The 24,680-nt window shown below is 59.0% G+C and carries 17 protein-coding genes; 8 read left to right on the top strand and 9 right to left on the bottom strand.

Annotated elements, in window-relative coordinates; all coding sequences use genetic code 11:
• The first annotated feature begins 11 nt into the window (after nucleotides 1–11).
• The 4 genes from VY732_RS04105 (at nucleotide 12) to VY732_RS04090 (ending at nucleotide 4,542) form a co-directional block, all read left to right on the top strand.
• Nucleotides 12–905 carry a glycine betaine ABC transporter substrate-binding protein gene (locus tag VY732_RS04105; protein ID WP_331694398.1) on the top strand — a complete coding sequence of 298 codons (894 nt, stop codon included), beginning with the start codon at nucleotides 12–14 and terminating at the stop codon, nucleotides 903–905.
• 13 nt (nucleotides 906–918) lie between these two features.
• Nucleotides 919–1,572 (top strand): ABC transporter permease, encoded by a 654-nt coding sequence (locus VY732_RS04100; protein ID WP_007915307.1) that lies wholly within the window; start codon nucleotides 919–921, stop codon nucleotides 1,570–1,572.
• Nucleotides 1,569–2,726 (top strand): osmoprotectant ABC transporter ATP-binding protein OsmV, encoded by a 1,158-nt coding sequence (locus VY732_RS04095; protein WP_034154441.1) that lies wholly within the window; start codon nucleotides 1,569–1,571, stop codon nucleotides 2,724–2,726. Before VY732_RS04100 ends, VY732_RS04095 begins: the two co-directional genes overlap by 4 nt.
• A gap of 652 nt (nucleotides 2,727–3,378) precedes the next feature.
• Entirely contained in the window at nucleotides 3,379–4,542 is a 1,164-nt protein-coding gene (locus VY732_RS04090; protein WP_034154440.1) for a type III PLP-dependent enzyme, read from the top strand.
• Nucleotides 4,543–4,580: 38 nt separating this feature from the next.
• Here the strand turns inward: VY732_RS04090 and VY732_RS04085 are convergent, their stop codons facing one another.
• The 4 genes from VY732_RS04085 to VY732_RS04070 all read right to left on the bottom strand — a co-directional run bounded on the left by VY732_RS04085 (nucleotide 4,581) and on the right by VY732_RS04070 (nucleotide 9,372).
• Nucleotides 4,581–5,459: a hypothetical protein gene (locus tag VY732_RS04085; protein ID WP_331694396.1), complete on the bottom strand. Its 879-nt coding sequence runs from the start codon at nucleotides 5,457–5,459 to the stop codon at nucleotides 4,581–4,583.
• A 45-nt stretch (nucleotides 5,460–5,504) separates the two neighbouring features.
• Nucleotides 5,505–7,721, bottom strand: coding sequence for an alpha-xenorhabdolysin family binary toxin subunit A (locus tag VY732_RS04080; RefSeq protein WP_331694395.1), 2,217 nt, complete (start codon nucleotides 7,719–7,721; stop codon nucleotides 5,505–5,507).
• A 218-nt stretch (nucleotides 7,722–7,939) separates the two neighbouring features.
• Nucleotides 7,940–8,695 carry a tetratricopeptide repeat protein gene (locus VY732_RS04075; protein WP_331694393.1) on the bottom strand — a complete coding sequence of 252 codons (756 nt, stop codon included), beginning with the start codon at nucleotides 8,693–8,695 and terminating at the stop codon, nucleotides 7,940–7,942.
• Nucleotides 8,692–9,372, bottom strand: a complete 681-nt coding sequence (locus VY732_RS04070; RefSeq protein ID WP_331694392.1) for a Fe2+-dependent dioxygenase — start codon at nucleotides 9,370–9,372, stop codon at nucleotides 8,692–8,694. Before VY732_RS04070 ends, VY732_RS04075 begins: the two co-directional genes overlap by 4 nt.
• Before the next feature lie 207 nt (nucleotides 9,373–9,579).
• On the opposite strand from VY732_RS04070, the gene VY732_RS04065 reads away from it, so the two are divergent.
• Together VY732_RS04065 and VY732_RS04060 are read left to right on the top strand one after the other, a co-directional pair.
• Complete coding sequence (locus tag VY732_RS04065; protein ID WP_137219092.1) at nucleotides 9,580–11,898, top strand: TonB-dependent receptor; 2,319 nt, start codon at nucleotides 9,580–9,582, stop codon at nucleotides 11,896–11,898.
• A gap of 232 nt (nucleotides 11,899–12,130) precedes the next feature.
• Nucleotides 12,131–14,659, top strand: a complete 2,529-nt coding sequence (locus VY732_RS04060) for a sulfite reductase flavoprotein subunit alpha (protein ID WP_331695840.1) — start codon at nucleotides 12,131–12,133, stop codon at nucleotides 14,657–14,659.
• A 223-nt stretch (nucleotides 14,660–14,882) separates the two neighbouring features.
• Here VY732_RS04060 and VY732_RS04055 read toward each other — a convergent pair whose 3' ends face one another.
• The 4 genes from VY732_RS04055 to ptsP form a co-directional block, all read right to left on the bottom strand.
• A complete protein-coding gene (locus VY732_RS04055; protein ID WP_331694390.1) occupies nucleotides 14,883–16,424 on the bottom strand; it encodes an alkaline phosphatase D family protein in 1,542 nt (513 codons plus the stop codon).
• 182 nt (nucleotides 16,425–16,606) lie between these two features.
• The gene (locus tag VY732_RS04050) at nucleotides 16,607–18,340 is read right to left on the bottom strand and encodes a PTS fructose-like transporter subunit IIB (RefSeq protein WP_331694389.1); all 1,734 of its coding nucleotides are present in this window, start codon (nucleotides 18,338–18,340) and stop codon (nucleotides 16,607–16,609) included.
• 11 nt (nucleotides 18,341–18,351) lie between these two features.
• Nucleotides 18,352–19,293, bottom strand: a complete 942-nt coding sequence (gene pfkB / locus VY732_RS04045; protein ID WP_331694388.1) for a 1-phosphofructokinase — start codon at nucleotides 19,291–19,293, stop codon at nucleotides 18,352–18,354.
• Nucleotides 19,293–22,154: a phosphoenolpyruvate--protein phosphotransferase gene (gene ptsP / locus VY732_RS04040; protein ID WP_331694386.1), complete on the bottom strand. Its 2,862-nt coding sequence runs from the start codon at nucleotides 22,152–22,154 to the stop codon at nucleotides 19,293–19,295. Before ptsP ends, pfkB begins: the two co-directional genes overlap by 1 nt.
• A gap of 308 nt (nucleotides 22,155–22,462) precedes the next feature.
• On the opposite strand from ptsP, the gene cra reads away from it, so the two are divergent.
• Both cra and VY732_RS04030 read left to right on the top strand, forming a co-directional pair.
• Nucleotides 22,463–23,458, top strand: a complete 996-nt coding sequence (gene cra, locus VY732_RS04035) for a catabolite repressor/activator (RefSeq protein WP_077571058.1) — start codon at nucleotides 22,463–22,465, stop codon at nucleotides 23,456–23,458.
• 3 nt (nucleotides 23,459–23,461) lie between these two features.
• The gene (locus VY732_RS04030) at nucleotides 23,462–24,238 is read left to right on the top strand and encodes a TatD family hydrolase (protein WP_331694383.1); all 777 of its coding nucleotides are present in this window, start codon (nucleotides 23,462–23,464) and stop codon (nucleotides 24,236–24,238) included.
• Between the two features lie 7 nt (nucleotides 24,239–24,245).
• On the opposite strand, the gene VY732_RS04025 is transcribed toward VY732_RS04030, so the two are convergent.
• Nucleotides 24,246–24,635 carry a hypothetical protein gene (locus tag VY732_RS04025; protein ID WP_077571054.1) on the bottom strand — a complete coding sequence of 130 codons (390 nt, stop codon included), beginning with the start codon at nucleotides 24,633–24,635 and terminating at the stop codon, nucleotides 24,246–24,248.
• Nucleotides 24,636–24,680: the final 45 nt, after the last annotated feature.

Here is a 24,680-nt window from a genome sequence, read left to right as displayed (position 1 = left end):
AAGGAATACCTATGAAACGATTTAGTTTGATTCTGGGCTGCATCCTGCTGTTCGCAGGAGTAGCGCAAGCCGCTGAAAAACCGCTGATCCGCCTCGGCGCCCGGGTCTTCACCGAGCAGACCCTGCTCGCCGAAATCACCGCGCAATACCTGCGCAGCAAAGGCTACGACGCACAGATTACCGGTGGTCTCGGCAGCAACCTTGCCCGCAGCGCTCACGAAAGCGGGCAGCTGGACATGCTCTGGGAATACACCGGCGTGTCGCTGGTGGCCTACAACCATGTCACTGAAAAACTCGACAGCGCCCAGTCCTACGCCCGGGTAAAAGAACTCGACGCGAACAAAGGCCTGGTCTGGCTGACCCCGTCGAAATTCAGCAACACCTACGCCCTCGCCCTCCCTGAAAAGGTCGCCGAGGAATATCCGCAGATCAACAACATCAGCCAGTTGAACGAAGTGCTGCGCGCCGAGGCCAAGACCAATCACCTGGTGGCGCTGGATACCGAGTTCGCCAACCGCTCCGACGGCCTGATCGGCATGGTCGATCTGTACGGCATGAACCTGACCCGCAAGAACATCCGCCAGATGGACGCGGGCCTGGTTTACACCGCACTGCGCAACGGCCAGGTGTTTGCCGGTCTGGTTTACACCACCGACGGTCGCCTCAACGCTTTCGGCCTGAAACTGCTGGAAGACGACAAGCACTACTTCCCCGACTACACCGCCGCACCGGTGGTGCGTCAGGCTTATCTCGATAAGCACCCGCAACTGGCCGAACAGCTCAAGCCGCTGGCCGAACTGTTCGATGACGAAACCATGCGCCAGCTCAACGCGCGGGTCGACGTCGATCACGAAAGCCCATCGAAAGTTGCCGCCGATTTCCTGCGCCAACATCCGCTGAATTAAGAGAGGAGAAGTCATGGAATTCCTGAACGCCTTTTCCCATCTCGACTGGCAGCAGGTAATGCACCTGACCTGGCAGCACATCACCCTCGTCGGCATCGCCGTGACCCTGGCGATTGTCGTTGGCGTGCCGCTGGGCATTCTGATGACACGCTTTCCGACCCTCGCTGGCCCCTTGCAAGCCAGCGCCACGGTGCTGCTGACCGTGCCGTCGATTGCCCTGTTCGGTCTGCTGCTGCCGTTCTACTCGAAGTTCGGCCAAGGCCTCGGGCCGATGCCGGCAATCACCGCCGTGTTCCTTTATTCATTGCTGCCGATCATGCGCAACACCTACCTCGCCCTGACGGGTGTAGAGCCGGGTATCCGTGAAGCCGCGCGCGGCATCGGCATGACCTTCGGCCAGCGTCTGCGCATGGTCGAATTGCCGATTGCGGTGCCAGTGATCCTCGCCGGCGTGCGCACCGCCGTGGTGATGAACATCGGTGTGATGACCATCGCCGCGACCATCGGCGCCGGCGGCCTCGGTGTATTGATCCTCGCGTCCATCAGCCGCAGTGACATGTCGATGCTCATCGTCGGCGCACTGCTGGTCAGTCTTCTGGCCATTTTCGCTGACCTGTTTCTCCAATGGCTGCAACGCTCGTTGACTCCAAAAGGACTGCTCAAATGATCGAACTTCAAAACCTCAGCAAAACTTTCCAAAGCAACGGCAAAGATGTCAAAGCCGTGGACTCGGTAAGCCTGACCGTCAATGAAGGCGAAATCTGTGTGTTCCTCGGGCCATCGGGTTGCGGCAAAAGCACCACGCTGAAGATGATCAATCGCCTGATCAAACCGACCTCGGGCAAGATCCTCATCAACGGCGAAGACACCACCGATCTCGACGAAGTAACGCTGCGGCGCAACATCGGTTATGTGATCCAGCAGATCGGTCTGTTCCCGAACATGACCATCGAAGAGAACATCGTCGTCGTGCCGAAACTGCTCGGCTGGGACAAACAGAAATGCCACGACCGCGCCCGCGAGTTGATGAGCATGATCAAGCTCGAGCCCAAGCAGTATCTGCATCGTTATCCGCGTGAATTGTCCGGCGGCCAGCAACAGCGCATCGGCGTGATCCGCGCACTGGCGGCGGATGCGCCGCTGCTGTTGATGGACGAACCGTTCGGTGCGGTCGACCCGATCAACCGCGAGATGATCCAGAACGAATTCTTCGAAATGCAACGCGCGCTGAACAAGACCGTGATCATGGTCAGCCACGACATCGACGAAGCGATCAAACTCGGCGACAAGATCGCGATTTTCCGCGCTGGTAAACTGCTGCAGATCGATCATCCGGACACGCTGCTCGCGCACCCGGCAGACGACTTTGTCAGCAACTTCGTCGGCCAGGACAGCACGCTCAAACGTCTGTTGTTGGTGAAAGCCGAAGATGCCGCGGACAACGCACCGTCGGTGAGCCCGGAAACGCCGGTGGCTGATGCGCTGGAATTGATGGACGAGCATGACCGTCGCTACGTGGTGGTCACCTGTGCCGAGAACAAGGCGCTGGGCTATGTGCGCCGTCGTGATCTGCACCGTCAGACCGGCACTTGCGCGCAGTTCCTGCGTGAGTTCAACGCCACAGCGGCGTACGACGAGCATTTGCGCATCCTGCTGTCGCGCATGTACGAGTTCAACCGTTCGTGGTTGCCGGTGATGGATGCCGAGCGGGTGTTCCTCGGTGAGGTGACGCAGGAGTCGATTGCGGCTTATCTGAGTTCGGGGCGTTCGCGCGGGATGAAGACCAGTATCGTCTCGCCGGCTGAAGCAGTGGTCGCCTGATTTTCGGATAGGAAACACAAATCCCTGTAGGAGTGAGCCTGCTCGCGATAGCGCAATATCAGTCAATGAAGATGTCGGCTGAAAAAAAGTCATCGCGAGCAGGCTCACTCCTACAGGACCGGGGGTGTTACCAAGTCCTTCACAAGGCGGAAAAGAATCTCAACACCTGAGAACCAGACAGCATGCCCTGGACAGCCTTCCAAACAACCAAAATCCCCCTCACCCCCTCCTTTCGCCGCCAACGTCGCCGATATTGCCGCCTTCACACTTACCCACGATTTCGCCGACATAATCCGCGAACGTGCAGGTATTTTTAACACTGGAAAATTCTCGGGGAACATCTGCCCGTCATCTCGGTCGGCTACAAAGAGTGATGAACGCGACGCACGTCAGAAGCGTGCAAAAACGCGACATTTTTAGTTGATCTCACGCCCCTCACGCCCTAAAGTTCGCGCCGAACGTCCATGCTGGAAACGATCCATCCGGCTCAAGTACTGACGACGAGACAGCAAGGCCAAGGGAAAGCTGCACCTCCCATGGCCTTTTTGCTTTCGGCGACATGCCTTGGGAAGTAGGCGAACCAAAGTGGGGATACGGAGGGCGTTCATTTGCACCCATTGATTAACTTAGTTTGCCAGTAGGAGTTCCCAGCATGTCGATCCAGGTCGAAGACTATTTCGCGCGCGCTACATTCGACAAAATGAAGGCGTTCGCCGACAAACAGGAAACCCCGTTCGTGGTGATCGACACCGCGATGATCGCCCAGGCCTACGATGACCTGCGCGCCGGTTTCGAATTCGCCAAGGTCTACTACGCGGTCAAGGCCAACCCGGCTGTCGAGATCATCGACCTGCTCAAAGAGAAAGGTTCGAGCTTCGACATCGCCTCGATCTACGAACTGGACAAAGTTATGGATCGCGGCGTCAGCGCCGACCGTATCAGCTACGGCAACACGATCAAGAAATCCAAGGACATCCGCTACTTCTACGAGAAGGGCGTGCGTCTGTTCTCCACCGACTCCGAAGCCGACCTGCGCAACATCGCCAAGGCTGCACCGGGCTCGAAAGTCTATGTGCGCATCCTCACCGAAGGCTCGACCACGGCTGACTGGCCACTGTCGCGCAAATTCGGCTGCCAGACCGACATGGCCATGGACTTGCTGATCCTCGCTCGCGACCTCGGCCTGGTGCCTTACGGGATCTCCTTCCACGTCGGTTCGCAACAGCGCGACATCAGCGTTTGGGATGCGGCGATCGCCAAGGTCAAAGTGATCTTCGAGCGTTTGAAAGAAGAAGACGGCATCCACCTCAAGCTGATCAACATGGGCGGTGGCTTCCCGGCCAACTACATCACCCGCACCAACAGCCTGGAAACCTACGCCGAAGAAATCATCCGCTTCCTCAAAGAAGACTTCGGTGATGACTTGCCGGAAATCATTCTCGAGCCGGGCCGTTCGCTGATCGCCAACGCCGGTATTCTGGTCAGCGAAGTGGTGCTGGTTGCACGCAAGTCGCGCACTGCCGTCGAGCGTTGGGTATATACCGATGTGGGCAAGTTCTCCGGCCTGATCGAAACCATGGACGAAGCGATCAAGTTCCCGATCTGGACCGAGAAGAAAGGCGAGATGGAAGAAGTCGTCATCGCTGGCCCGACTTGCGATAGCGCCGACATCATGTACGAGAACTACAAGTACGGCCTGCCGCTGAACCTGGCGATCGGTGATCGTCTGTACTGGCTGTCGACCGGTGCGTATACCACCAGTTACAGCGCGGTTGAGTTCAATGGCTTCCCGCCGTTGAAATCGTTCTACGTGTAATCAATGCCCTGATGAAAAGGCCCATGCATGGGCCTTTTTTATTTGCGCAACCATGTCTCAAGGTGATCGACCATCGCCATGAACTCGTCGGCCACTTCCTTTATACCCGCTAATTGGAAATTCAACTCTCTGAGTGTCGACACGCGCTGGGCTTTCAACAACTCATTGATCGCAGTGTCTATGCGTAAAACGGTCTCCCCGATAAACACGCTGATTTGCGCACTCACGGAAGCCAATCCGTGAAACAACCGGGCAACATCAGCCTTGTACTCTGCGGCGCGAACGACTGCATTCAAAGAGGAATACGTGATGTCCCAAACCGGTACTGTGCGGGTATCGCGGAACAGTTCCGGGACAATTGTCGGCTCGGCATGGCATTGGCAGATGCGATGGTCCATTGCCCTGACAAACACGGAGTGCAATCCGAACGACTCATCATGCACCTCTGCGATGGGGTATTTCAGTTGTTGGATCACCGCCCTGAGCGAATAAAAGCGCAGCGTCAACTCGTGAATCAGGCCCCGCACGTCAGTGGCTGGAGACAACTTCCACGTTGGCGATCCGGACAGGCTGTACAACTTGAAATCCACTTGATCGAGCCGCTCGCTCCTCGAGGTACTTTGGCTGATGTCCCGGGTTTCGTGGGTAAATACGGTGAGATCCGAAACGTAAACCTTGCACAAGTCCCGGGCCTCATCAGTCCATTCCCAGAACTCTTGCAGATAACGCTCATTGAAGCGGGCGTTGTTCAAGCGCGAGTCGCTGGCCAACACGGCAGGTACATGACCGCTGACCCGGCAGCGCTCAAATACCACGGCAATATTGTTAAACGTCGGCACAAGAGACCCGAGAAACGCCGTGTAGCGATCCAGTACGCGCCGCTGCCCGGCAGAAAACTCATAGGCAAGTGTATTCATCGCTACTCAAGAGGCGATGGGCGCACAGCCCACCGCCCCAACTCCTTACAGTTGAACCGCTTTCAGATACTTGACGACGTCGGTAATCCGGGCAATCGCGTCGGTTGCACGGTCTTCTACCGGCTGAACCCTGTCCTGCTTGAAATCTCGGCAAAACGATTCAAAACCCGCGACCAGATTGGAAAACTCATTCACATAGCTCCAACGCCTGTCATCCAATTGATCAAGCACCTCGACCAGTTGAATTTTCCCCTCGGTCTGGGCGATCTCGTTCGCGTATTTTTTGACCTGCGCTCGCAAGTCAGCGGCCTTGTCCCTGAGTTTGTTGTAGCCCGCCAGCATGTTCAGGAAGGAAATCGATTCACCAATCCCGGCAATGATTTTTTTCAGCGTGTCGACGGCCAGCAGTGCGACCGCAACCTGTGGTGGCGCCATCCCCAAGGCTTTGAGACTGTCCAGGGATAACTGCGTTTCCTTGCCGATCTTCTCTATACCTGCCTTGGCGATCAAGTCGATGCCTTCGGCCACCGATTTCATTTCTACTTCCAGAGCGATCACTTTCTCCTCAGCTTTTACTTTCAGCGCATGCGTGATGTCCTGATCCTGTTGCAGCGTCGCAATCCATTCCTGCGAAGCGGCTCGGTCATAGGCCGTGCTCATAGCGTTGCGGGTAGTTTTCAGATCTTCGAAGCGTTCGCAGATTTTTTTGTAGAGGCTTTTAAGCTCGGTTTCCATATCCTCACGGACTTCATCTGCATCTTCTGGATAGGCAAGTTCAGCCTGAAAGCCCTTCAGCTTGGTCTGTGCGCGCTCCATAGCGATAACATCGCTCTGGGATTGATTACGGATATCAAAGCCGGTTTTCTGGATGGCATCGGCCAGTTCTTTCATGGTCCGCACGGTGCCCGGCAAATAATTGAACTGTTCAAACAACATTTGCGCTGTAACATTACGCTCCTGAACCGCAAGAGCATGCTCTCGAAGAGCAGCAACATCTAAATCGGGGTAGGTTTTAATATTATACGGCGATAGCATTACTGTCTTGCTCCTGAATACCGAAAAGCTGTTTCCATACTCTTTATCCGCTGCAGCGAAAACGCCCAGCAGTTGATCAGAACTCGATTTGATCTGTTCCCATGGATCAGTAATAGCCAGAATCTGGTTTTTGAATCGTCGCAGGGAAGTTACCTCCAAGAGAAGATCAGCTTCTTTGACAGATGCAGTGACATAAGTACTCAGCGCATTCCACACCAACATCAGGTTTTGCGTGGCGACTTCAGCTTCGATGGTTACGTAACTCAGATTTTGCAAGTCGTCGCGTACTTTGTTCAACGAACTCAGGGTCTGGCTCTTACTGGCCATTTTCTGGTTAGCCGATTGTTGTTGTTCTTTAAGTACATTTCGCTCCTTGCGGATCTTTTCAGCTTTCACGCCCTGATAGATACCCAGAATCAAGCCACCAATGTTCAAGGTCGCTGCAGATTTGATTGCTTCCTGAACCAGTTGGTCATACTGCTTGTTGAGTTCATCGATCTCTTTCGAGCGCTGGTCAATCTCACCCTGGAGGACCTGAATGTCCGCCTGGTAAGTATTTCGCGACACAAACTCCAGGCGCAGCTTGATCTCCGGCAATACTTTTTCGCGCATATCAATGCCAAAGCTGTCCAGCTGCGCCCGCACCCGTTCGGCTTTTTCATGGCACTGCCTGACCTTGCCGAGCATGTCGTTAAGGTAGGCCTTGATCTCCGGAACATCCCCTGCCGGCAATGCAAGATCAGGAAGATTGGGGATCTGTCGCTTGAGTTCCAGATATTGTTCCGGCGTGTTGATATCGTGCTCTTCCAGATACCTCGAAGCTTTCAGATCCTCATAGATCTCGACGATGCCTTTACCTGTGCGGATGATGCTGCCGGCGAAAATCTTCAGGTCGGTTCCGGTGAGCATGACTTGCTCGCGTAACGGCGACCAGCGTTTGGCGTGATCATACGTCGTGGTAAAGGTGCGCAGAAAATCTGCCGGTTTGAGGCCTACGCCACCGGTATCACCGGCACCGTAATTCAAATAGGCAATGACGTCTTGCAATCTGACGGGCAAAGACAGCCCTAGAACTTCATACTTCCTTAAACTAATGATCTGCTCTTTGGTTAACTGAATACCGGTATCCCGATTGTATTCTTCACCCTCGCCTAAAGAGGCATTAACAAATGCTTGAGGCGCCTTGGTGGCAGCCTCGACAATCTTGCTGTCAATTGTGGATTGCATAAAAGACTCCTTGTCTTAGTTTGATGATTAATTTGTCAAACAGGCTGCGAAGCGGAAATCCCTTATCACCAACCCGAAACAAACCTTAGAGCACCAAAACAAAAACAAACAAGCGTCAATATATTAAAAATCAAGACAACAAAGAACAAAGCCATATATCTTCAAGGCAAATTAAATAACCAAAAGCCCTTCGAACAACTAAAAACCCAAATAAACCCTTACTCGCTAACCCATTCATTCAGACGTAATAAGTATTCGTCTGCCAGTGCACGGATCTGCGCGTGGCGAGCGTTCTTCAATGATTCACTGGCGACCCGGAGAAAGTTGGAATTCCCCCCGACCAACGCCTTGCGCAGCCAGTCGAGCGCCTCTTCGACACGCCCCTCATCCGCGAGCACCGCTGCAAAACTGAACTGCCCGCGAAAATCACCCCCCTCAGCCGAGCGCCGATACCAGTCGCGAGCCGCGGCCGCATCCACCGGGCATGCCTGCCCTTCTTCCAGATACCGCCCAAGCAGGTTCATCGATTTCGCATGTCCCCGCTCAGCAGCGCACCGATACAGCGCCAACGCCTGCGAATGATCCATCGCGACGCCCCGCCCTGTCGCGAGCAGATTTGCGAGGTTGTACATCGCCCAATCCAGTCCGGCCTCCGCGGCGATCCGGTAATGCTGCGCAGCAACCGACGCATCCACCGCAATGCCCCAACCATGCTCATGACAACGCCCGAGCATGTTGCGCGCCATCAGGTGCCCGCGCCCGGCGGCGATGCCGAACCAGCGCAGCGCCAGCGCTTGATCCTGCGCTATTCCCTGGCCATCCAGCAGGATTTGCCCAAGCAACGCCTGCGCTTCAACTTCACCCTCGCCCGCCGCCAGCAGAATCGCCTGCGCCGCGCGTGCCGGGCTTTCTACAAGCATGGCGCTGAGCTGCTCGCCGCTGAGGACTTCCTCGCGGCGCAGTAGGAAACTCATACCTCGACCCAGCGCCGCAGCAGGTTGTGATACGTACCGGTGAGGCGGATCAGCGAAGGATGATCAGGCATGTCTTGAGTCAGTTGCTGAATCGCACCATCCATCTCGAACAGCAACGCGCGCTGACTGTCTTCACGCACCAGACTCTGAGTCCAGAAAAACGACGCATAGCGCGCCCCGCGAGTGACCGCGTTGACCTTGTGCAGGCTGGTGCCGGGGTACAAGACCATGTCGCCGGCCGGCAACTTCACCCGTTGCGTGCCGTAGGTGTCTTGGATTTCCAGCTCGCCGCCGTCGTAATCCGCAGGCTCGCTGAAGAACAGCGTGGCCGACAGATCGGTGCGCACCCGTTCGATGCTGCCCTTGGGTTGGCGCACGGCGTTGTCGATGTGGAAATCGAAACTGCCACCGGCCGTGTAACAGTTCACTAACGGCGGGAAGACTTTGTGCGGCAGCGCGGCGGACATGAACAATGGGTTTTTCCACAGCCGTTCAAGCATCGCCGCGCCGATTTCCTTCGCCAGCGGATGGCCTTCGAGCAGTTGCAGATTGTGCTTCGCTTTGGCCGACTGGAAGCCAGCGGTGATCTTGCCATCGGCCCAATCGGCCTGCTCCAACGCCTGGCGAATGCGCTGCACTTCGTCTTTCGCGAACAATCCGGGAATGTGCAGCAGCATGGGGTTGTCACCTGATGGCAAAGAGGCGGCAATGGTATTGATTCTTATTGGCCGTGTAAAACCCGAGAGACGAATGAACTGGCAAAAACCGTAAGGTTAAATTGTAAAGAATGTAAATTCAGTGCGAATAACAATGTTTCGCAATTGATACGAATACCTGTTTACCCTATATTCCGCCGCCTCAAATCCTTGGGGAGGGGAATAAAAATGGCACGTCAGCACGCACAATTACCGGTCAGTTCACCACGTCTGCTCGCCTCTGCAATCGGTGTGGCAATCACCGCCGGCTCCGCTGGCCAGATGGTCTTCGCCGCGGAAAAAACCGACAGCAAAGCCACCGGCAATGCCATCGCCCTGGACGCCACCGCCATCACCGGCGAAGCGCAGGACTCGACGTCCTACCAGGTCGAAAAAGCCTCCTCGCCCAAGTACACCGCGCCGCTGGTCGACACGCCGCGCTCGGTCACCGTTATTCCGCAACAAGTTCTGAAAGATACCGGCGCGCTGAACATGCAGGACGCGCTGCGCACCGTGCCGGGCATCACCTTCGGCGCCGGTGAAGGTGGTAACCCACAGGGCGACCGTCCGTTCATCCGTGGCTTCGACGCCCAGGGCGACACCTACCTCGATGGCGTGCGCGACACCGGTTCGCAGAGCCGCGAGATCTTCGCCGTGGAAAACATTGAAGTCAGCAAGGGCCCGAACTCCGCCATTGGCGGTCGCGGCGCGGCAGGCGGCAGCATCAACCTGGTGAGCAAGAAAGCGCACTTGGGCAACTCGTTCGACGGCGGCTTCACCTACGGCTCCGACCAGACCCAGCGCTACACCCTCGATGGCAACTACCAGTTCAGCGACACCGCCGCCGGCCGTCTGAACCTGATGAGCCACGAGAGCAACGTCGCCGGTCGCGACAAAGTCGATTACGACCGCTGGGGTATCGCACCGTCCTTGGCGTTTGGCCTGGGCACCGACACCCGCGTCAACCTCGACTACTACCATCTCGAAAGCAACGACACCCCGGATTCGGGCGTTCCGTACACCATTCCGGCCGGCGGCTCCGCTGCACGCACCAAGTCCAATCCGGACAAGCCTTACGCCGGCGGTGACCACAGCAATTTCTACGGTCTGGATCGCGACTTCCGCAAGGGCCGCACTGACACCGCGACCTTCGCCATCGAGCACGACCTGAGCGACTCGCTGACGATCAAGAACACCCTGCGCCACGGCACCAGCATGCAGGATTACATCCTGACCCAGCCGGACGACAGCAAGGGCAACGTCAACAACGGCACGGTCTGGCGTCGGGCGAATACGCGGGTGAGCAATACCGAGACCACCACCAACCAGACTGACCTGTTCGGTAACTTCTACGTCGCCGGCTTCAAGAACAGCTTCTCCACCGGCATTGAATACACCCGTGAGGAAAGCCAGAAGTCCTCGTATAACGTCAACACCGACACCACGCCGCGCACACCGGGCAACTCCAGCACTAACTGCACCCCGTCGATGGTCGGCGCTTCGAGTGGCTACAACTGCACCTCGCTGTCGAATCCAAACGCAAACGATCCGTGGAACGGCGCCATTTCGCGCAACTACGCCGGCACCGACACCCAAGCCAACACCTACGCGCTGTATGTGTTCGACACCCTGGAGCTGAACGAGCAGTGGCTGGTGAACATGGGGCTGCGTTACGACCACTTCGACACTGACTACAAGACCTACAACGCTGCCGGCACCACCACGTCCAAGGGTGACGACACCAGCGAGTTCGTCACCGGTCAGTTCGGCGTCGTCTACAAGCCGGCGGAAAACGGCAGCATCTACGCCTCCTACGCCACCTCGGCCACGCCGCCGGGCAACACCTTGGGCGAAGGTCAGGAAGGCAATCCGTTGGGCGGCACCCCGGATCGCAGCGGCAACCTGCTGAGCAGCGACATGGAGCCGGAAACCACCAAGAACTACGAAATCGGTACCAAGTGGGATCTGCTCAACGATCGCCTGTCGCTGACTGCTGACATCTTCCGCACCGAGAAAGAAAACGCTCGTGTGCAAGTCGACACCACCTCGTACGAAAACGCCGGCAAGACCCGTGTGCAAGGTGTCGAGCTGTCGGCCAGCGGCAAGATCACCGACAAGTGGCAAGTGTTCGCCGGTTACGCGTTCATGGACAGCGAACAAGTCGATGGCGGTCCACTGGGCCGGGCCAACGATGGCAACGAGCTACCTAACACGCCGAAAAACAGCGCCAGCCTGTGGACCACTTATCAGGTCACGCCGAAGCTGACCATCGGTGGCGGTGCGTTCTACGTCGACGACGTGTACGGCAGCGTGGCCAACACCACCATGGTTGACTCATATGTTCGCTACGACGCGATGGCGGCTTACAAGCTGACCAAGAACGTCGACCTGCAACTCAACGTGCAGAACCTGACCAACGAAACCTATTACGACAAAGCCTTCTCGACCCACTTCGCCAATCAGGCGGCTGGCCGTACGGCACTGTTGAGCACTAACTTCCACTTCTGACCGATGTAATCAATGTGGGAGCGAGCCTGCTCGCGAAGGCAATCTTTCAGCACCATCAATGTTGACTGACATACCGCTTTCGCGAGCAGGCTCGCTCCCACAGGGGAAAGTCGGAAGTCAGGCCCCGTTCATTCAGTTGAACGGGGCTTTTGTGCGTAAGAAAGAACGCTTCTCGATAACCCACGGCATAATGCGCGCCGTGAAGACAATTTTCGAACGGACGGCGAGTGACGTGTTGAAGAAAACCCTGTTCCAGTTGCACTGGTTTTTTGGCATCACCGCAGGCCTGGTGCTGGCCCTGATGGGCATCACCGGTGCGGCCTATTCGTTTCAGGACGAAATCCTGCGGGCGCTGAATCCCTCCGTTCTGCAAGTGGAAAAGCAAGTCGCCGGTGTCTTGCCGCCCGTCGAACTGGTCGAGCGTATCGAATCCACATCCGGCAAAAAAGTCTCGATGCTCTGGGTCGAAACCGACAGCGGCAACGCCGCGAAAGTGTTCTTCACGCCGCCCAAAGGTGAACGGCGCGGCGAGATGCGTTACTTCGATCCGTACACCGCTGAGTTCATGGGCGATGCCGTCGGCCAGGATTTCTTCGGCCTGATGCTGCAACTGCACCGCTTCCTCGCCATGGGCGATACCGGCCGCAACATCACCGGCGCCTGCACGCTGATTCTGCTGTTCTTCTGCCTTTCAGGGTTGTACCTGCGCTGGCCGCGGCAGTGGAACAGCTGGCGTGTTTGGCTGACCCTCGACTGGAAGAAAAAGGGTCGTGCCTTTAATTGGGATCTGCATTCGGTGGCCGGCACTTGGTGCCTACTGGTCTATCTGCTGCTGGCGTTGACCGGATTGTCCTGGTCGTATGAGTGGTACAACAAAGGCCTGACCAAATTGCTCTCCGACGCGCCGCAAAACGAGCGCGTGCGCGGCGGTCGCGGTCCAGCGCCAGAGGGCCCGGCGCCAACCGCCGACTACGCGGCAATGTGGAGCAGCATCTACAGCGCTGCCGGCCCGGGACTGGCCGCGTACAACATCCGCATGCCGGCCGTCGCAGGCCAACCGGCGACCGTGTTCTACCTGCTCGACAGCTCGCCGCATGATCGCGCGCTGAACCAGATCACTCTCGACCCGGCCACCGGTGTGGTCAAACGCGTTGACCGCTACGCCGACAAGAGCTTCAAGGCGCAACTGCTGACCAGCATTTATGCGCTGCACGTCGGTAGTTACTTCGGCCTGGTCGGGCGGATCATCATCACGCTCGCAGCGGTGTGCATGCCGCTGTTTTTCATCACCGGATGGCTGCTGTACCTCGATCGTCGGCGCAAGAAAAAGCAGATCAAGGATGCGCGCAAAGGCCTCGCTCAACCGGCCGGCGATGCTTCGGCGTGGCTGATCGGTTTCGCCAGCCAGAGCGGGTTTGCCGAGCAACTGGCGTGGCAGACCGCCGGGCAATTGCAGGCCGCCGGATTGCCGGTGAAGGTGCAGCCACTGGCGAATGTCAGCGAGCAGGATTTGCGTGAATCGAACAACGCACTGTTTGTGGTGAGCACGTTTGGCGATGGCGAAGCACCGGACAGCGCACGCGGATTCGAGCGCAAGGTGTTGAGCAAGGCAGCAACACTCGACAGTCTGAATTACTCGGTGCTCGGCCTCGGTGATCGTCAGTATCAGCACTTCTGCGGTTTCGCCAAACGCCTGCACCATTGGTTGGCTGAGCACGGCGGCAAGACATTGTTCGCGCCGGTGGAAGTCGATAGCGGTGATCCGTACGCCCTGCGTCACTGGCAAACCCAACTCGGCCTGCTCACCGGGCAAGCACCGGTCGATACCTGGCAGGCGCCGAGCTACGACAACTGGACCCTGATCCGCCGCGAACTGATGAACCCGGACAGCAGCGGTGCACCGGTTTATCTGTTGGGCTTGAGCGCACCGAACACCAGCAGTTGGCTGGCCGGCGACCTGGTCGAGGTGCTGCCGCGCAACTGCCCGTGGGCCATCGAACACTTCCTCGATGGCCTCGGCATTCGTGGCGAGACCACAGTGAAAATCAACGGCCTCGATGAGCCGCTGGAAGTGGCGCTGGCGTCGCGCCAATTGCCCGAGCATCGCGCCCATCTGGTCGGCCTGCACGCGCAATCACTGGTCGATGCGATGGTGCCGCTGGCCATGCGCGAATACTCGATCGCCTCGATTGCCGCCGACGGCGTGCTGGAGTTGATCGTGCGTCAGGAACAGCACTCGGATGGCAGCCTGGGCATCGGCTCTGGCTGGCTGACCGAGCATGCGCCGGTGGGCGGCAGCATCAGTTTGCGGGTGCGGCGTAACAGTGGTTTCCATCTGCCGAACGAACCGCTGCCGATGATTCTGCTGGGCAACGGCACCGGTCTGGCCGGGCTGCGCAGTTTGCTCAAGGCGAGGATCGCCGATGGCCAACAGCGCCAATGGTTGTTGTTTGGCGAGCGCAATCGTCAACACGATTTCCTCTGCCGCGCGGAGCTGGAAGAGTGGTTGATCAATGGCAATCTGGCGCGGCTGGATCTGGCGTTTTCGCGGGATCAGGCGGAGAAGGTTTATGTGCAGGATCGTTTGCGTGAGTCGGCTGATGAGCTGAAGAAATGGCTGGCGGAGGGGGCGGTGATTTATATCTGCGGCAGCTTGCAGGGAATGGCTTCGGGGGTTGATCAGGTGCTTAACGACATTCTCGGCAGCGCCGAAGTCGAGCGGTTGATTGAGCAGGGTCGATATCGGCGTGATGTCTATTAAAAGCCCCTCACCCTAGCCCTCTCCCAGAGGGAGAGGGGACTGATTGGGGGATGCTTGAGATGTACGCCGACCTGCGACTGCTTTACCGAATCCATAATCGAGAAAGGCTTTGTGCTGATCTCCTAATCGACCCGGTCTTTCAGGTCGATGTATGACGCAAGACAACTCGGTCTGCCCCCTCTCCCTCCGGGAGAGGGCTGGGGTGAGGGTTAGCTTTTGATCTTCAAGCGGGCTGCAACTTTTTCTCAAAAACCGCCACCCCATTCAAATCCCGCAACACCACGCTCATCTCCCCACTCCCCCCTTCAATATTCACCTCGCCAAAAAACTGAAACCCGGCAAACGGCGAAGTGTTCTGCGCAGGCGGTGCCTTCTCGAACACCACTTCCGGGCCAAAGGTTTTATCCAGCGGATTAGGCCCAAAGCTCCCGGCATTCAGCGGCCCCGCGACAAACTCCCAGAACGGTTCGAAATCCTGAAACGCCGCGCGATCCGGGTGATAGTGATGCGCCGCGCAGTAATGCACGTCCGCCGTCAGAAAAACAAAATTGCGCACCTGCTGTGCACGCAGGAAGCCAAGCAACTCGGCGATTTCCACCTCGCGCCCCTGCGCCGGTCCCGGATCACCGTTAGCCACTGCCTCCCAACGCGCCACACCCGGACTGACCTCGCCATCCGGCACGCCAAGACCAATCGGCATGTCAGCGGCGATGACCTTCCACTGAGCTTTGGATTTCCTCAAGCCACGTTTGAGCCAGTCCAGTTGCTCACGCCCCAGAAACGGTTTCGCCGCGCCGAGGTTGTCGTCATTGGCGCCACGATAACTGCGCATGTCGAGCACGAACACATCGAGCATCGGCCCATAACTGAGCTTGCGATAAATCCGCCCACCACCGTCGGCAGCTTGCAAACGCATCGGTGAATATTCCAGCCAGGCCTTGCGTGCGCGCCCGACCAGGGTGTGGATATCTTTCTCCTGATAGCGCTCGTCGAGCTGCTTGCCCGGTGACCAGTTGTTGACCACTTCATGGTCGTCCCACTGCCAGATCTGCGGCACTTCGGCGTTGAAGCGGCGGATGTTTTCGTCCATCAGGTTATAGCGGTAGTTGCCGCGATAGTCGTCAAGGGTTTGCGCGACTTTGCTCTTGGCTTCGGTGGTGAGGTTGCGCCAGATGCGACCGTTTTCCGTGGTGAGCTGCGCGGGCACCGGGCCGTCGGCGTAGATCGTGTCGCCGCTGTGGATAAAGAAGTCCGGCAGGCGCAGACGCATGGCTTCATAGATGCGCATGCCGCCGATGTCCGGGTTGATGCCGAAACCCTGGCCGACGGTGTCGCCGCTCCAGACGAAACGAATATTGCGCCGCGCCGTCGGAGCGCTGCGCAGGTGACCGAGCCACGGTTCACTGGCGACGCCGGTGCGGGCGTCCTTGAAATACACGCGATAGAAAATTGCCTGATCGGCCGGCAGCCCGGTGAGCTCAACGCGGGCGGTGAAGTCGCTGCGGGCATCGGCCAGCGCCGAGACCACCCGGCGCGGGTGACGAAACTGGCTGCGGGTGTCCCACTCGACCACCATATGCGCCGGGCGATCGCTGCGGCTCCAGATCATTGCGCGGTTGCCTTGCAGGTCGCCGGACTGCACGCCATCGGTCAACTGCGGACGATCCTTGACCGAGGCAATCACCGCCGGCGCCAGGCTTGGCATCAGCAGACCGGCGCCGACGACTTGCATGACACGCCGGCGACCGGGGTTGAAATCGCTCATGGTGTTCTCCCTGAAAAAAGGAAAACTTAAGCACGCTCACATGACCCGGAAATGACACCAGACACACCGCAGAACCAATTGTAGGAGTGAGCCTGCTCGCGATATCGGTATATCTGCCAAGACTCATGTCACTGACAGACCGCTATCGCGAGCAGGCTCACTCCTACAGGGGGTTTGCGTTGTCAGGCCTTCGCCGGTTCCAGCGCCAGCTCGACGGCTTCCGGGCGTTTGACCGTCGCGTAGACAACGGCGGTCAATAGGCTCCCCGCGACAATCGCCAGCAGATACAACAGTGCATGATTGATCGCATTCGGAATTGCCAACACAAACAAACCACCGTGCGGCGCCATCAGTTTGCAGCCGAAGTACATCGACAACGCACCGGTCAGCGCACCGCCGGCAATGCTCGCTGGGATCACCCGCAACGGGTCTTTCGCCGCAAACGGAATCGCCCCCTCGGAGATAAAACACAGCCCCAGTACCAGCGCCGCTTTACCCGCCTCGCGTTCAGTCTGGGCGAACTTGCGCCGCGCAATGAACGTGGCGATGCCCAGACCAATCGGCGGCACCATGCCCGCGGCCATGGTCGCGGCCATTGGCGCATAACTCTGCGACGCCAACAGCCCCACCGAGAACGCGTACGCGGCTTTGTTGATCGGCCCGCCGAGGTCGACGCACATCATGCCGCCGAGCAATACACCGAGCAGAATCGCGTTGGTGGTGCCCATGCTGTCGAGGAAATGCGTGAGCGCCCCAAGCATGCCGGCGACCGGTTTGCCGACCACGTAGATCATCACCAGACCGGTGAACAGACTGGCGAACAACGGGATGATCAGAATCGGTTTCAGCGCTTCAAGACTTTGCGGCAAGGCGACATAACGGCTGATCGCTTTCGCCGCATAACCGGCGATAAAACCCGCGACGATGCCACCGATAAACCCGGCGCCCAACGTGCTCGCCAGCAAGCCGCCAATCATCCCCGGCGCCAGGCCCGGACGGTCAGCAATCGAATAGGCGATATAGCCGGCCAGCAATGGCACCATCAACTTGAACGCAGTTTCGCCGCCGATCTGCATCAGCGCAGCGGCCAGCGTGCCCTCTTCCTTGAACGCGGTGATACCGAACACGAACGAAAGCGCAATCATCAAACCGCCGGCCACGACCATCGGCAGCATAAACGACACGCCGGTCAGCAAGTGTTTGTAGATGCCGGTTTTCTCTTGCTTGGCCGGTGCCTTGCCGTCACTCGCGGCGCTTTCCACTGCACCTTCGGCCAAGGCTTTTTTCAGCGTGGCTTCGGACTGCTTCAAGGCGATCCCAGTGCCGCAGCGATAGATTTTCTTGCCAGCGAAACGCTCGGTGGCGACTTCGATATCCGCCGCCAGCAACACCACGTCAGCCTCAGCAATCGCCGCTGCGCTCAACGGGGTTTTCGCGCCCACCGAGCCTTGGGTTTCGACCTGCAATTCATAGCCCAGACGCTTGGCAGTTTGCTGCAAAGCTTCGGCGGCCATGAAGGTGTGGGCGACACCGGTCGGGCATGCGGTGATGGCGACGATGCGTGGCGCACGCGGCGCATCGGCAACCGGTTCTGCCGCGCTGGCGACGTAAACCTCAGCCTCTTCAGCACCACGACGCAGCACCGCTTCAACATCCTGCAACGCCTGCGCCGGGGCAATCTGGAAAACACGTTTACCGACAAAACGCGTCATGTCGACCGCGCCTGTGGCGACCAGCAAAACCCACTCGGCCGCGGCAATGGTCGCCGCCGACAACTCGCGTTCCGGGTGCGCCGCATCGACCACTTCAACACTGGTGCTCCAGCCCTGACGCTGCGCCGCCGCATCGAGCAGACGCGCGCACAGCACACTGGTAACCATGCCGTTCGGGCAAGCCGTAACAATGGCTAATTTCATGACAAACCCTCTTATTGTTCTGTCAGGGGACGCACGCGCACGCCCTGTTCGAGCTGCGCCAGTTGCGCCGCATCGTTGATGCCGAAACCGATCTGGGTCACCGCCATCGCCGCAATCGCGGTGGCCGTGCGCAGGGTTTGTTCAGGCGTGTCGGCGCTGAGCAAACCGTGGAGCATGCCGGCCAGCAACGAATCACCGGCACCGACCGTGCTGGCGACGCTGACCTTCGGTGGCGTGGCGTGCAGTGCCGAACCGACACTGAACCAGTTCACGCCGTCAGCACCGTGGGAAATCACCACGTGCTCGATGCCTTGCGCATGCAAGCGCGCCGCTGCTTGCGCTTCCGCCGCGTGGGAAACCACCTCGCAACCGAGCGCGTCGGCGAGTTCTTCGGTGTTCGGTTTGATCAGCCACGGTCTGGCCTGCAACGCTGCACGCAATGCTTCGCCGCTGGAATCGAGAGCGACTTTCAGACCGAGCTGATTGAGCCGTTCGATCAGTTCACGCAACCATTGCGCCGTGACGCCACGCGGCAAACTGCCGGCGACCACCACCGCATCGTGACCTGGTGCAATCTGCATCAGACGCTCCAGCAACGCCTGCTGCGCGGCGGCATCGACCACCGGTCCCGGGCCGTTGATGTCGGTGATACGGCCACTCTGTTCAGCTACTTTGATGTTGCTGCGCGTCTCACCGGGCACACGGATAAACGCGTCAACAAAACCACGCTTGGCGAACAGCGTTTCGAACGCTTGCAGGTTGTCTTCACCGAGAAACCCGCTGACCGTCAGTTGATGGCCAAGATCGGCCAGCACTTGCGCGACGTTCACGCCTTTGCCGGCGGCGTGGGTGTGCATCTCGTCGCTGCGATTGACCTGACCGGCCTCCAGCCGCGGCAACTCAACGGTGAGGTCGAGCGCGGGGTTGAGGGTCAGGGTAAGAATCTTGGCCATTACAGGGCCTCCACTAGTGCGCGCACTTCATTCGCGCTGCCCACGGCCAGGGCCTGTTGAGCAAGGGTTTGCGCCTGAGTCAGGCTGAGTTCGCGGATGCGCGCTTTCACTTCAGCAATGCTGCGCCCAGAGACACTGAGTTCATCGACACCGAGGCCAACCAGTACCGGAACTGCCAACGGATCAGCTGCGAGTTCGCCGCACACGCCGACCCATTTGCCGTGGGCATGGGCCGCGCGCACGGTGATGTCGATCAGTTGCAGCACCGCTGGGTGCAAGCCATCCGCCTGCGCCGACAAGGTCGGGTGACCACGGTCGATGGCCAGTGTGTACTGGGTCAGGTCGTTGGTGCCGACGCTGAAGAAGTCGACTTCCTTGGCCAATACCGGCGCGAGTAACGCGGCGGACGGCACTTCGATCATGATCCCCAGTTGCAGATCAGCAACCGGGATTTCCAGGCGCAGACGTTCGGTCATGTCGCGGGCCTGACGCCATTCTTCGACGCTGCCGACCATTGGGAACATGATTCGCAGCGGACGGTTGTCGGCCGAACGCAGCAAGGCGCGCAATTGCGCCTCCATGATCTGCGGGCGCTGCAAGGTCAGGCGAATACCGCGTACGCCGAGGAACGGGTTTTCTTCCTTGGCGATCGGCCAATACGGCAACGGTTTGTCGCCACCGACATCCAGCGTGCGCACCACCAGCGGACGCCCGGCAAGACCGTCAAGCACGCGGCGGTATTCAGCTTCTTGCGTGGCCTCGTCCGGCGCTTGCGGATGGGCCATGAAAATCAGTTCGGTACGCAGCAGACCGATGCCTTCGGCGCCCTGCTCCACTGCGCTGATCACGCCCGCGCTTTCGCCGATGTTGGCGAACACTTCGACGGCGTGGCCATCGGTGGTGTGTGCCGGTTGATGGCGTTGTTCGGCGGCAATCTTCAGGCGTTGTTCGCGGCTGTCGCGTTCTTCGGTAGCGCGTTGCAGGGTCGCCGCATCAGCGTCGACATGCAGACGACCGCGTTGACCGTCGAGCAGCAACGGCGTGCCCGGCGCCAGCAGCAACACCGCCGCGCCAGCGCCGACCAGCGCCGGGATGCCGAGGGCGCGCGCAACGATTGCACTGTGCGCGGTGGCGCCGCCGCGAGCGGTAAGAATCCCCGCGACACGTGCCGGGTCCAGCCGCGCGACGTCGGACGGGCCGACCTCGTCCATCACCAGAATGTACGGTTGCTCAGGTTCGCTCGGCGTCTGCACGCCACACAGTTGCGCCAACACGCGACGACCGACGTCTCGCAGGTCCGCCGCGCGCTCGGCAAGCAAGGCATCCTGCAGCGATTCCTGTTGTTTGGCCGCCGCCTCGATCACCGCCATCCACGCCGCTTCGGCGCTTTCGCCCTGCTTGAGGCGGGTGTCGACTTCGTCGGTGAGTTCCGGGTCGTCGAGCATTTCCTGGTGGGTGATGAAAATCTCGCGGATGGCTTTGGCTTTGCTGCGCTCGATCAAACCTTGAATGTCACTGCGCACATCACTGAGCGCTTGCTTGAGACGTTCGCGCTCAACGGCGGCGGACTCGCCGCGCAGCGGGTAATCGATGGCTTGTTGTACCTGAATATGCGCAGGCCCGATGGCAATGCCGGGCGCGGCGGGGATCGCTTGCAACTGGCTGCCAGAGGCTGGGGCGATCAGCACTTCGGCGATGTCGGCGATGACTTCACGTTGCTGACTGACGGCGGGCAGCGGCTCGACTTCTTCACCAAGCCCTTCTTCGATAGCGGCCAAGAGTGCCGGCAAAGCATCAGCGGCGATACTCGGTTCAGCGATCAACTCCAGCACCTGACCACGACGGGCACCAAGGCTGAGCAATTTGCTCAAACTCTTCACCGACACGGCGCTGTCCTGACCGTCGACGATGCGCACGCGAATCTCGCCGTCAAAACTCTTCGCCAGTTGCGCGAGGATCTTCGCCGGACGCGCGTGCAGACCATGGGCATTGGCCAAGGCAATGCGTGCGCTTGGCCAATCGGCGGGCAATTCACCGCCAAGCACTTCGAGAACTTTACGGCTGCTGGTGGCCCGGCCCAGTTCATGGCCGCGCCCTTCGATGAGCAATGCGCAAAGACGTTCGAGCAGCGCCTGATGCGCCTCGCCCAGACTGGCCAGACAGAACAAGCCACTGAGTGGCTGGCCGAGGTAGCGCATCGGTTTGTCCGGGGTTACAAACGCCAGCCCCGGACGCTTTACGGTTTGCTCGCTGTGCAACCACCACAAACCATCGCCCAACGGCAGTGCTTCGACCTGTTGCAGCACCGCCGAGAAACCGTTGCTCACACAATCGGCCTGACGCAACAGACGTGCGCCACGCCAGACCAGTTCTTCGAAATCGTCGGCCGAGACGCCGAGGCCAATCATCTGCGCATCCAGCGCCAGCTCCTGCGGCGCGCCTTGCAGCAGTTTCAGCAGCGCTTCCGGGGAACTGGCACGGCGCAAAGCCTGGCCCAGATCGGTTTCGCCGAGGGCGCGGGTCAGCAGTTGCAGCAGTCGCAGGTGTTCGTCGGATTTGGCGGCAATGCCAATCGCCAGATAAACGATCTGGCCATCGCCCCAATCCACGCCTTCCGGGAACTGCATCAAGCGCACGCCAGTGGCGAACACCTGATCGCGGGTTTCCGGGGTTCCGTGGGGAATGGCAATACCTTGACCGAGAAAGGTCGAGCCCTGGGCTTCCCGGGCCTGCAATCCGGCGAGGTAACCGTCGGCAACCAGACCATCGGCCACCAGGTGATTGGCCAGCAGTTGCAGGGCAGCGGGTTTATCCACAGCCGATTGGCCCATGGATATCTGCTCTATAGTGAGCTCGAGCATGCGATCTCCTTTTTGGCGCTATATGAGTGCCAGGTATTGTTTTGGATGGTTTGCAGCTTAGGCGCTTTACCGCTTTGCTTTTCAGCGGCAGTTTTGGCGGTTTCACGGCAGAACCGGCCAAAGACGTCTAAAACGTAGAAAATACGCTTGCTGAAACGTTTAATCTAGATTGATCGGCACGTTACTCGATAATGTCCCATCCTTGAAGTCCAACTTGTCGGATGCGCTGCGACAATAGTCGCCTGCCCTAATCGGGTAGGATTGGCGAAAATGTGGCGGCAAGCTCGAAAAAACAAGGAAATACCGGGTTGAAACTCAGTGATATCGCGCGGTTGGCCGGAGTGTCCGTGACCACCGCCAGCTACGTCATCAACGGCAAGGCCGAACAGCAACGCATCAGCACCGCCACCGTCGAGCGGGTGCGGGCGGTGGTCGATCTGCACGGCTTCACGCCGAACCCTCAAGCGGCCGGGCTGCGTAGCCGGCATACGCGCACGCTGGGCTTTATTCTGCCGGATCTGGAGAACCCCAGTTACGCGCGGATCGCCAAACTGCTCGAGCAAGGTGCGCGGGCGCGCGGCTATCAATTGCTGATCGCCAGCTCCGACGATGCGCCGGACAGCGAGCGACAGTTGCTGCAACTGTTCCGCGCGCGTCGCTGTGATGCGCTGATTGTCGCCAGTTGCCTGCCGGCCGGCGATGACAGCTATCGGCAGCTACAGGCCAAAGGTCTGCCGATCATCGCCATCGACCGGGTCATGGAACCCGAGCACTTCTGCTCGGTGATCAGTGACGACCGCGAAGCCAGCCTGCACCTGACCCAGAGCCTGCTCGATCCGCAACCGAAGCAGATCGTACTGCTTGGCGCCCGTCCGGAACTGAGCATCAGCCAGGAACGTGCCGCCGGTTTCAAACAGGCTCTGGTCGATTTCAAAGGCGAAGTGCTGGTCGAACACGCCGAATCCTTCAGCCGTGAGTGCGGCAAGCAACTGATGGAAGAACTCCTGCAGCGTCTGGGACATTTGCCGGATGCACTGGTGACGACTTCCTACGTGCTGCTGCAAGGCGTGTTCGACGCGCTGCATGACTTCCCGCTGAAATCGCGGCCACTGCGCCTCGGCACCTTCGGCGATACGCAGTTGCTGGATTTCCTGCCGCTGCCGGTCAACGCCATGGCCCAGCAGCACCAGTTGATAGCGGACAAGGCGCTGGAACTAGCGCTGGCCGCTGTCGAGCAGTCGGAATACAAGCCCGGCGTGCAAGCCATCGCGCGGACCTTCAAGCAGCGCATTCACCAGGACTGAGCCGTGGAGCTGATCGACAGCCACACCCACCTCGACTTCCCCGACTTCGACGCCGATCGTTCGGCGTTGCTCGCCGAAAGCCGTGCCCTCGGGGTGCGGCGGATGGTGGTGTTGGGCGTTTATGAAGGCAATTGGCAACGGGTCTGGGATCTGGTGCAGAGCGATGCCGATCTGTATGCGGCATTCGGCCTGCATCCGGTGTATCTCGATCAGCATCGTCCTGAGGATTTGTTGGCTTTGGGTGATTGGCTGACGCGGCTGCGTGGTCATCGGCAATTGTGTGCGGTGGGCGAGATCGGTCTGGACTACTTTATCGAAACCCTCGACCGCGAGCGGCAACAGGCGCTGTTCGAGGCGCAGTTGCAATTGGCGGCGGACTTCGAATTACCGGCATTAATCCACGTTCGCCGTAGTCACGCGGCGGTCATCGCTACGCTCAAGCGCTTCAAGCTCAAACGCGCTGGAATCATCCACGCCTTTGCCGGCAGTCGCGAAGAAGCGCGCGAATACACCAAACTCGGTTTCAAACTCGGACTGGGCGGTGCACCGACCTGGCCGCAGGCGTTGCGCATGCATCGGGTACTGGCGGAACTGCCGCTGGATTCGATCGTGCTGGAAACCGATTCGCCGGACATGGCACCTGTCATGTTTCCCGGTCAGCGCAACAGCCCGGCGCACTTGCCGGTGATTTGTAAGGCCTTGGCCGAGCTGATGAAGATCAGCCCGGCGCAACTGGCCGCTGCCAGCACCGCGAACAGCTGTGAAGTATTCGGCTGGTAACAAGCCCTCAGTCGGCGTGCGCCTTGGCGGCCTCCAGAATCAGCATCAGATGCTGACGCTGGCGTGCGTAACGGACGACCACGAAGTACACGAAAATCGTGATCAGTGAAGCGTTCAGTTGTTCGGTGACGCTCAGCAGCCCCACCCATTCCATTACCAACGCCACCAGCAATGCGGTGCAGACTGTTACTGAAGCGCTGAAACGCAGCAGTGCAAGCGAATCAAGGGATTTGAAGCGTTTGATCTGTTGCGGGCAACGCAATTCCAGCGTTTGCTGACAATGCTCGCAGGTAAACGGTTCATTGATCGAGATGGCATTGAGTTGCCACGGTTTGAGCAGCAGCGTGGTCTGGCAATGAGCACAACGGCCCTGGACTCCCAGAGTTGCGGCAGACATGAGCGGCCTCCTCTACGCGAACGATTGGGTATGGATACTGGATCA

Origin of the sequence: Pseudomonas sp. ZY71 (genome assembly GCF_036542145.1) — a bacterium.
Taxonomy (GTDB): Bacteria; Pseudomonadota; Gammaproteobacteria; order Pseudomonadales; family Pseudomonadaceae; genus Aquipseudomonas; species Aquipseudomonas koreensis_A.
This window is presented reverse-complemented; position numbering and strand designations above follow the sequence as displayed.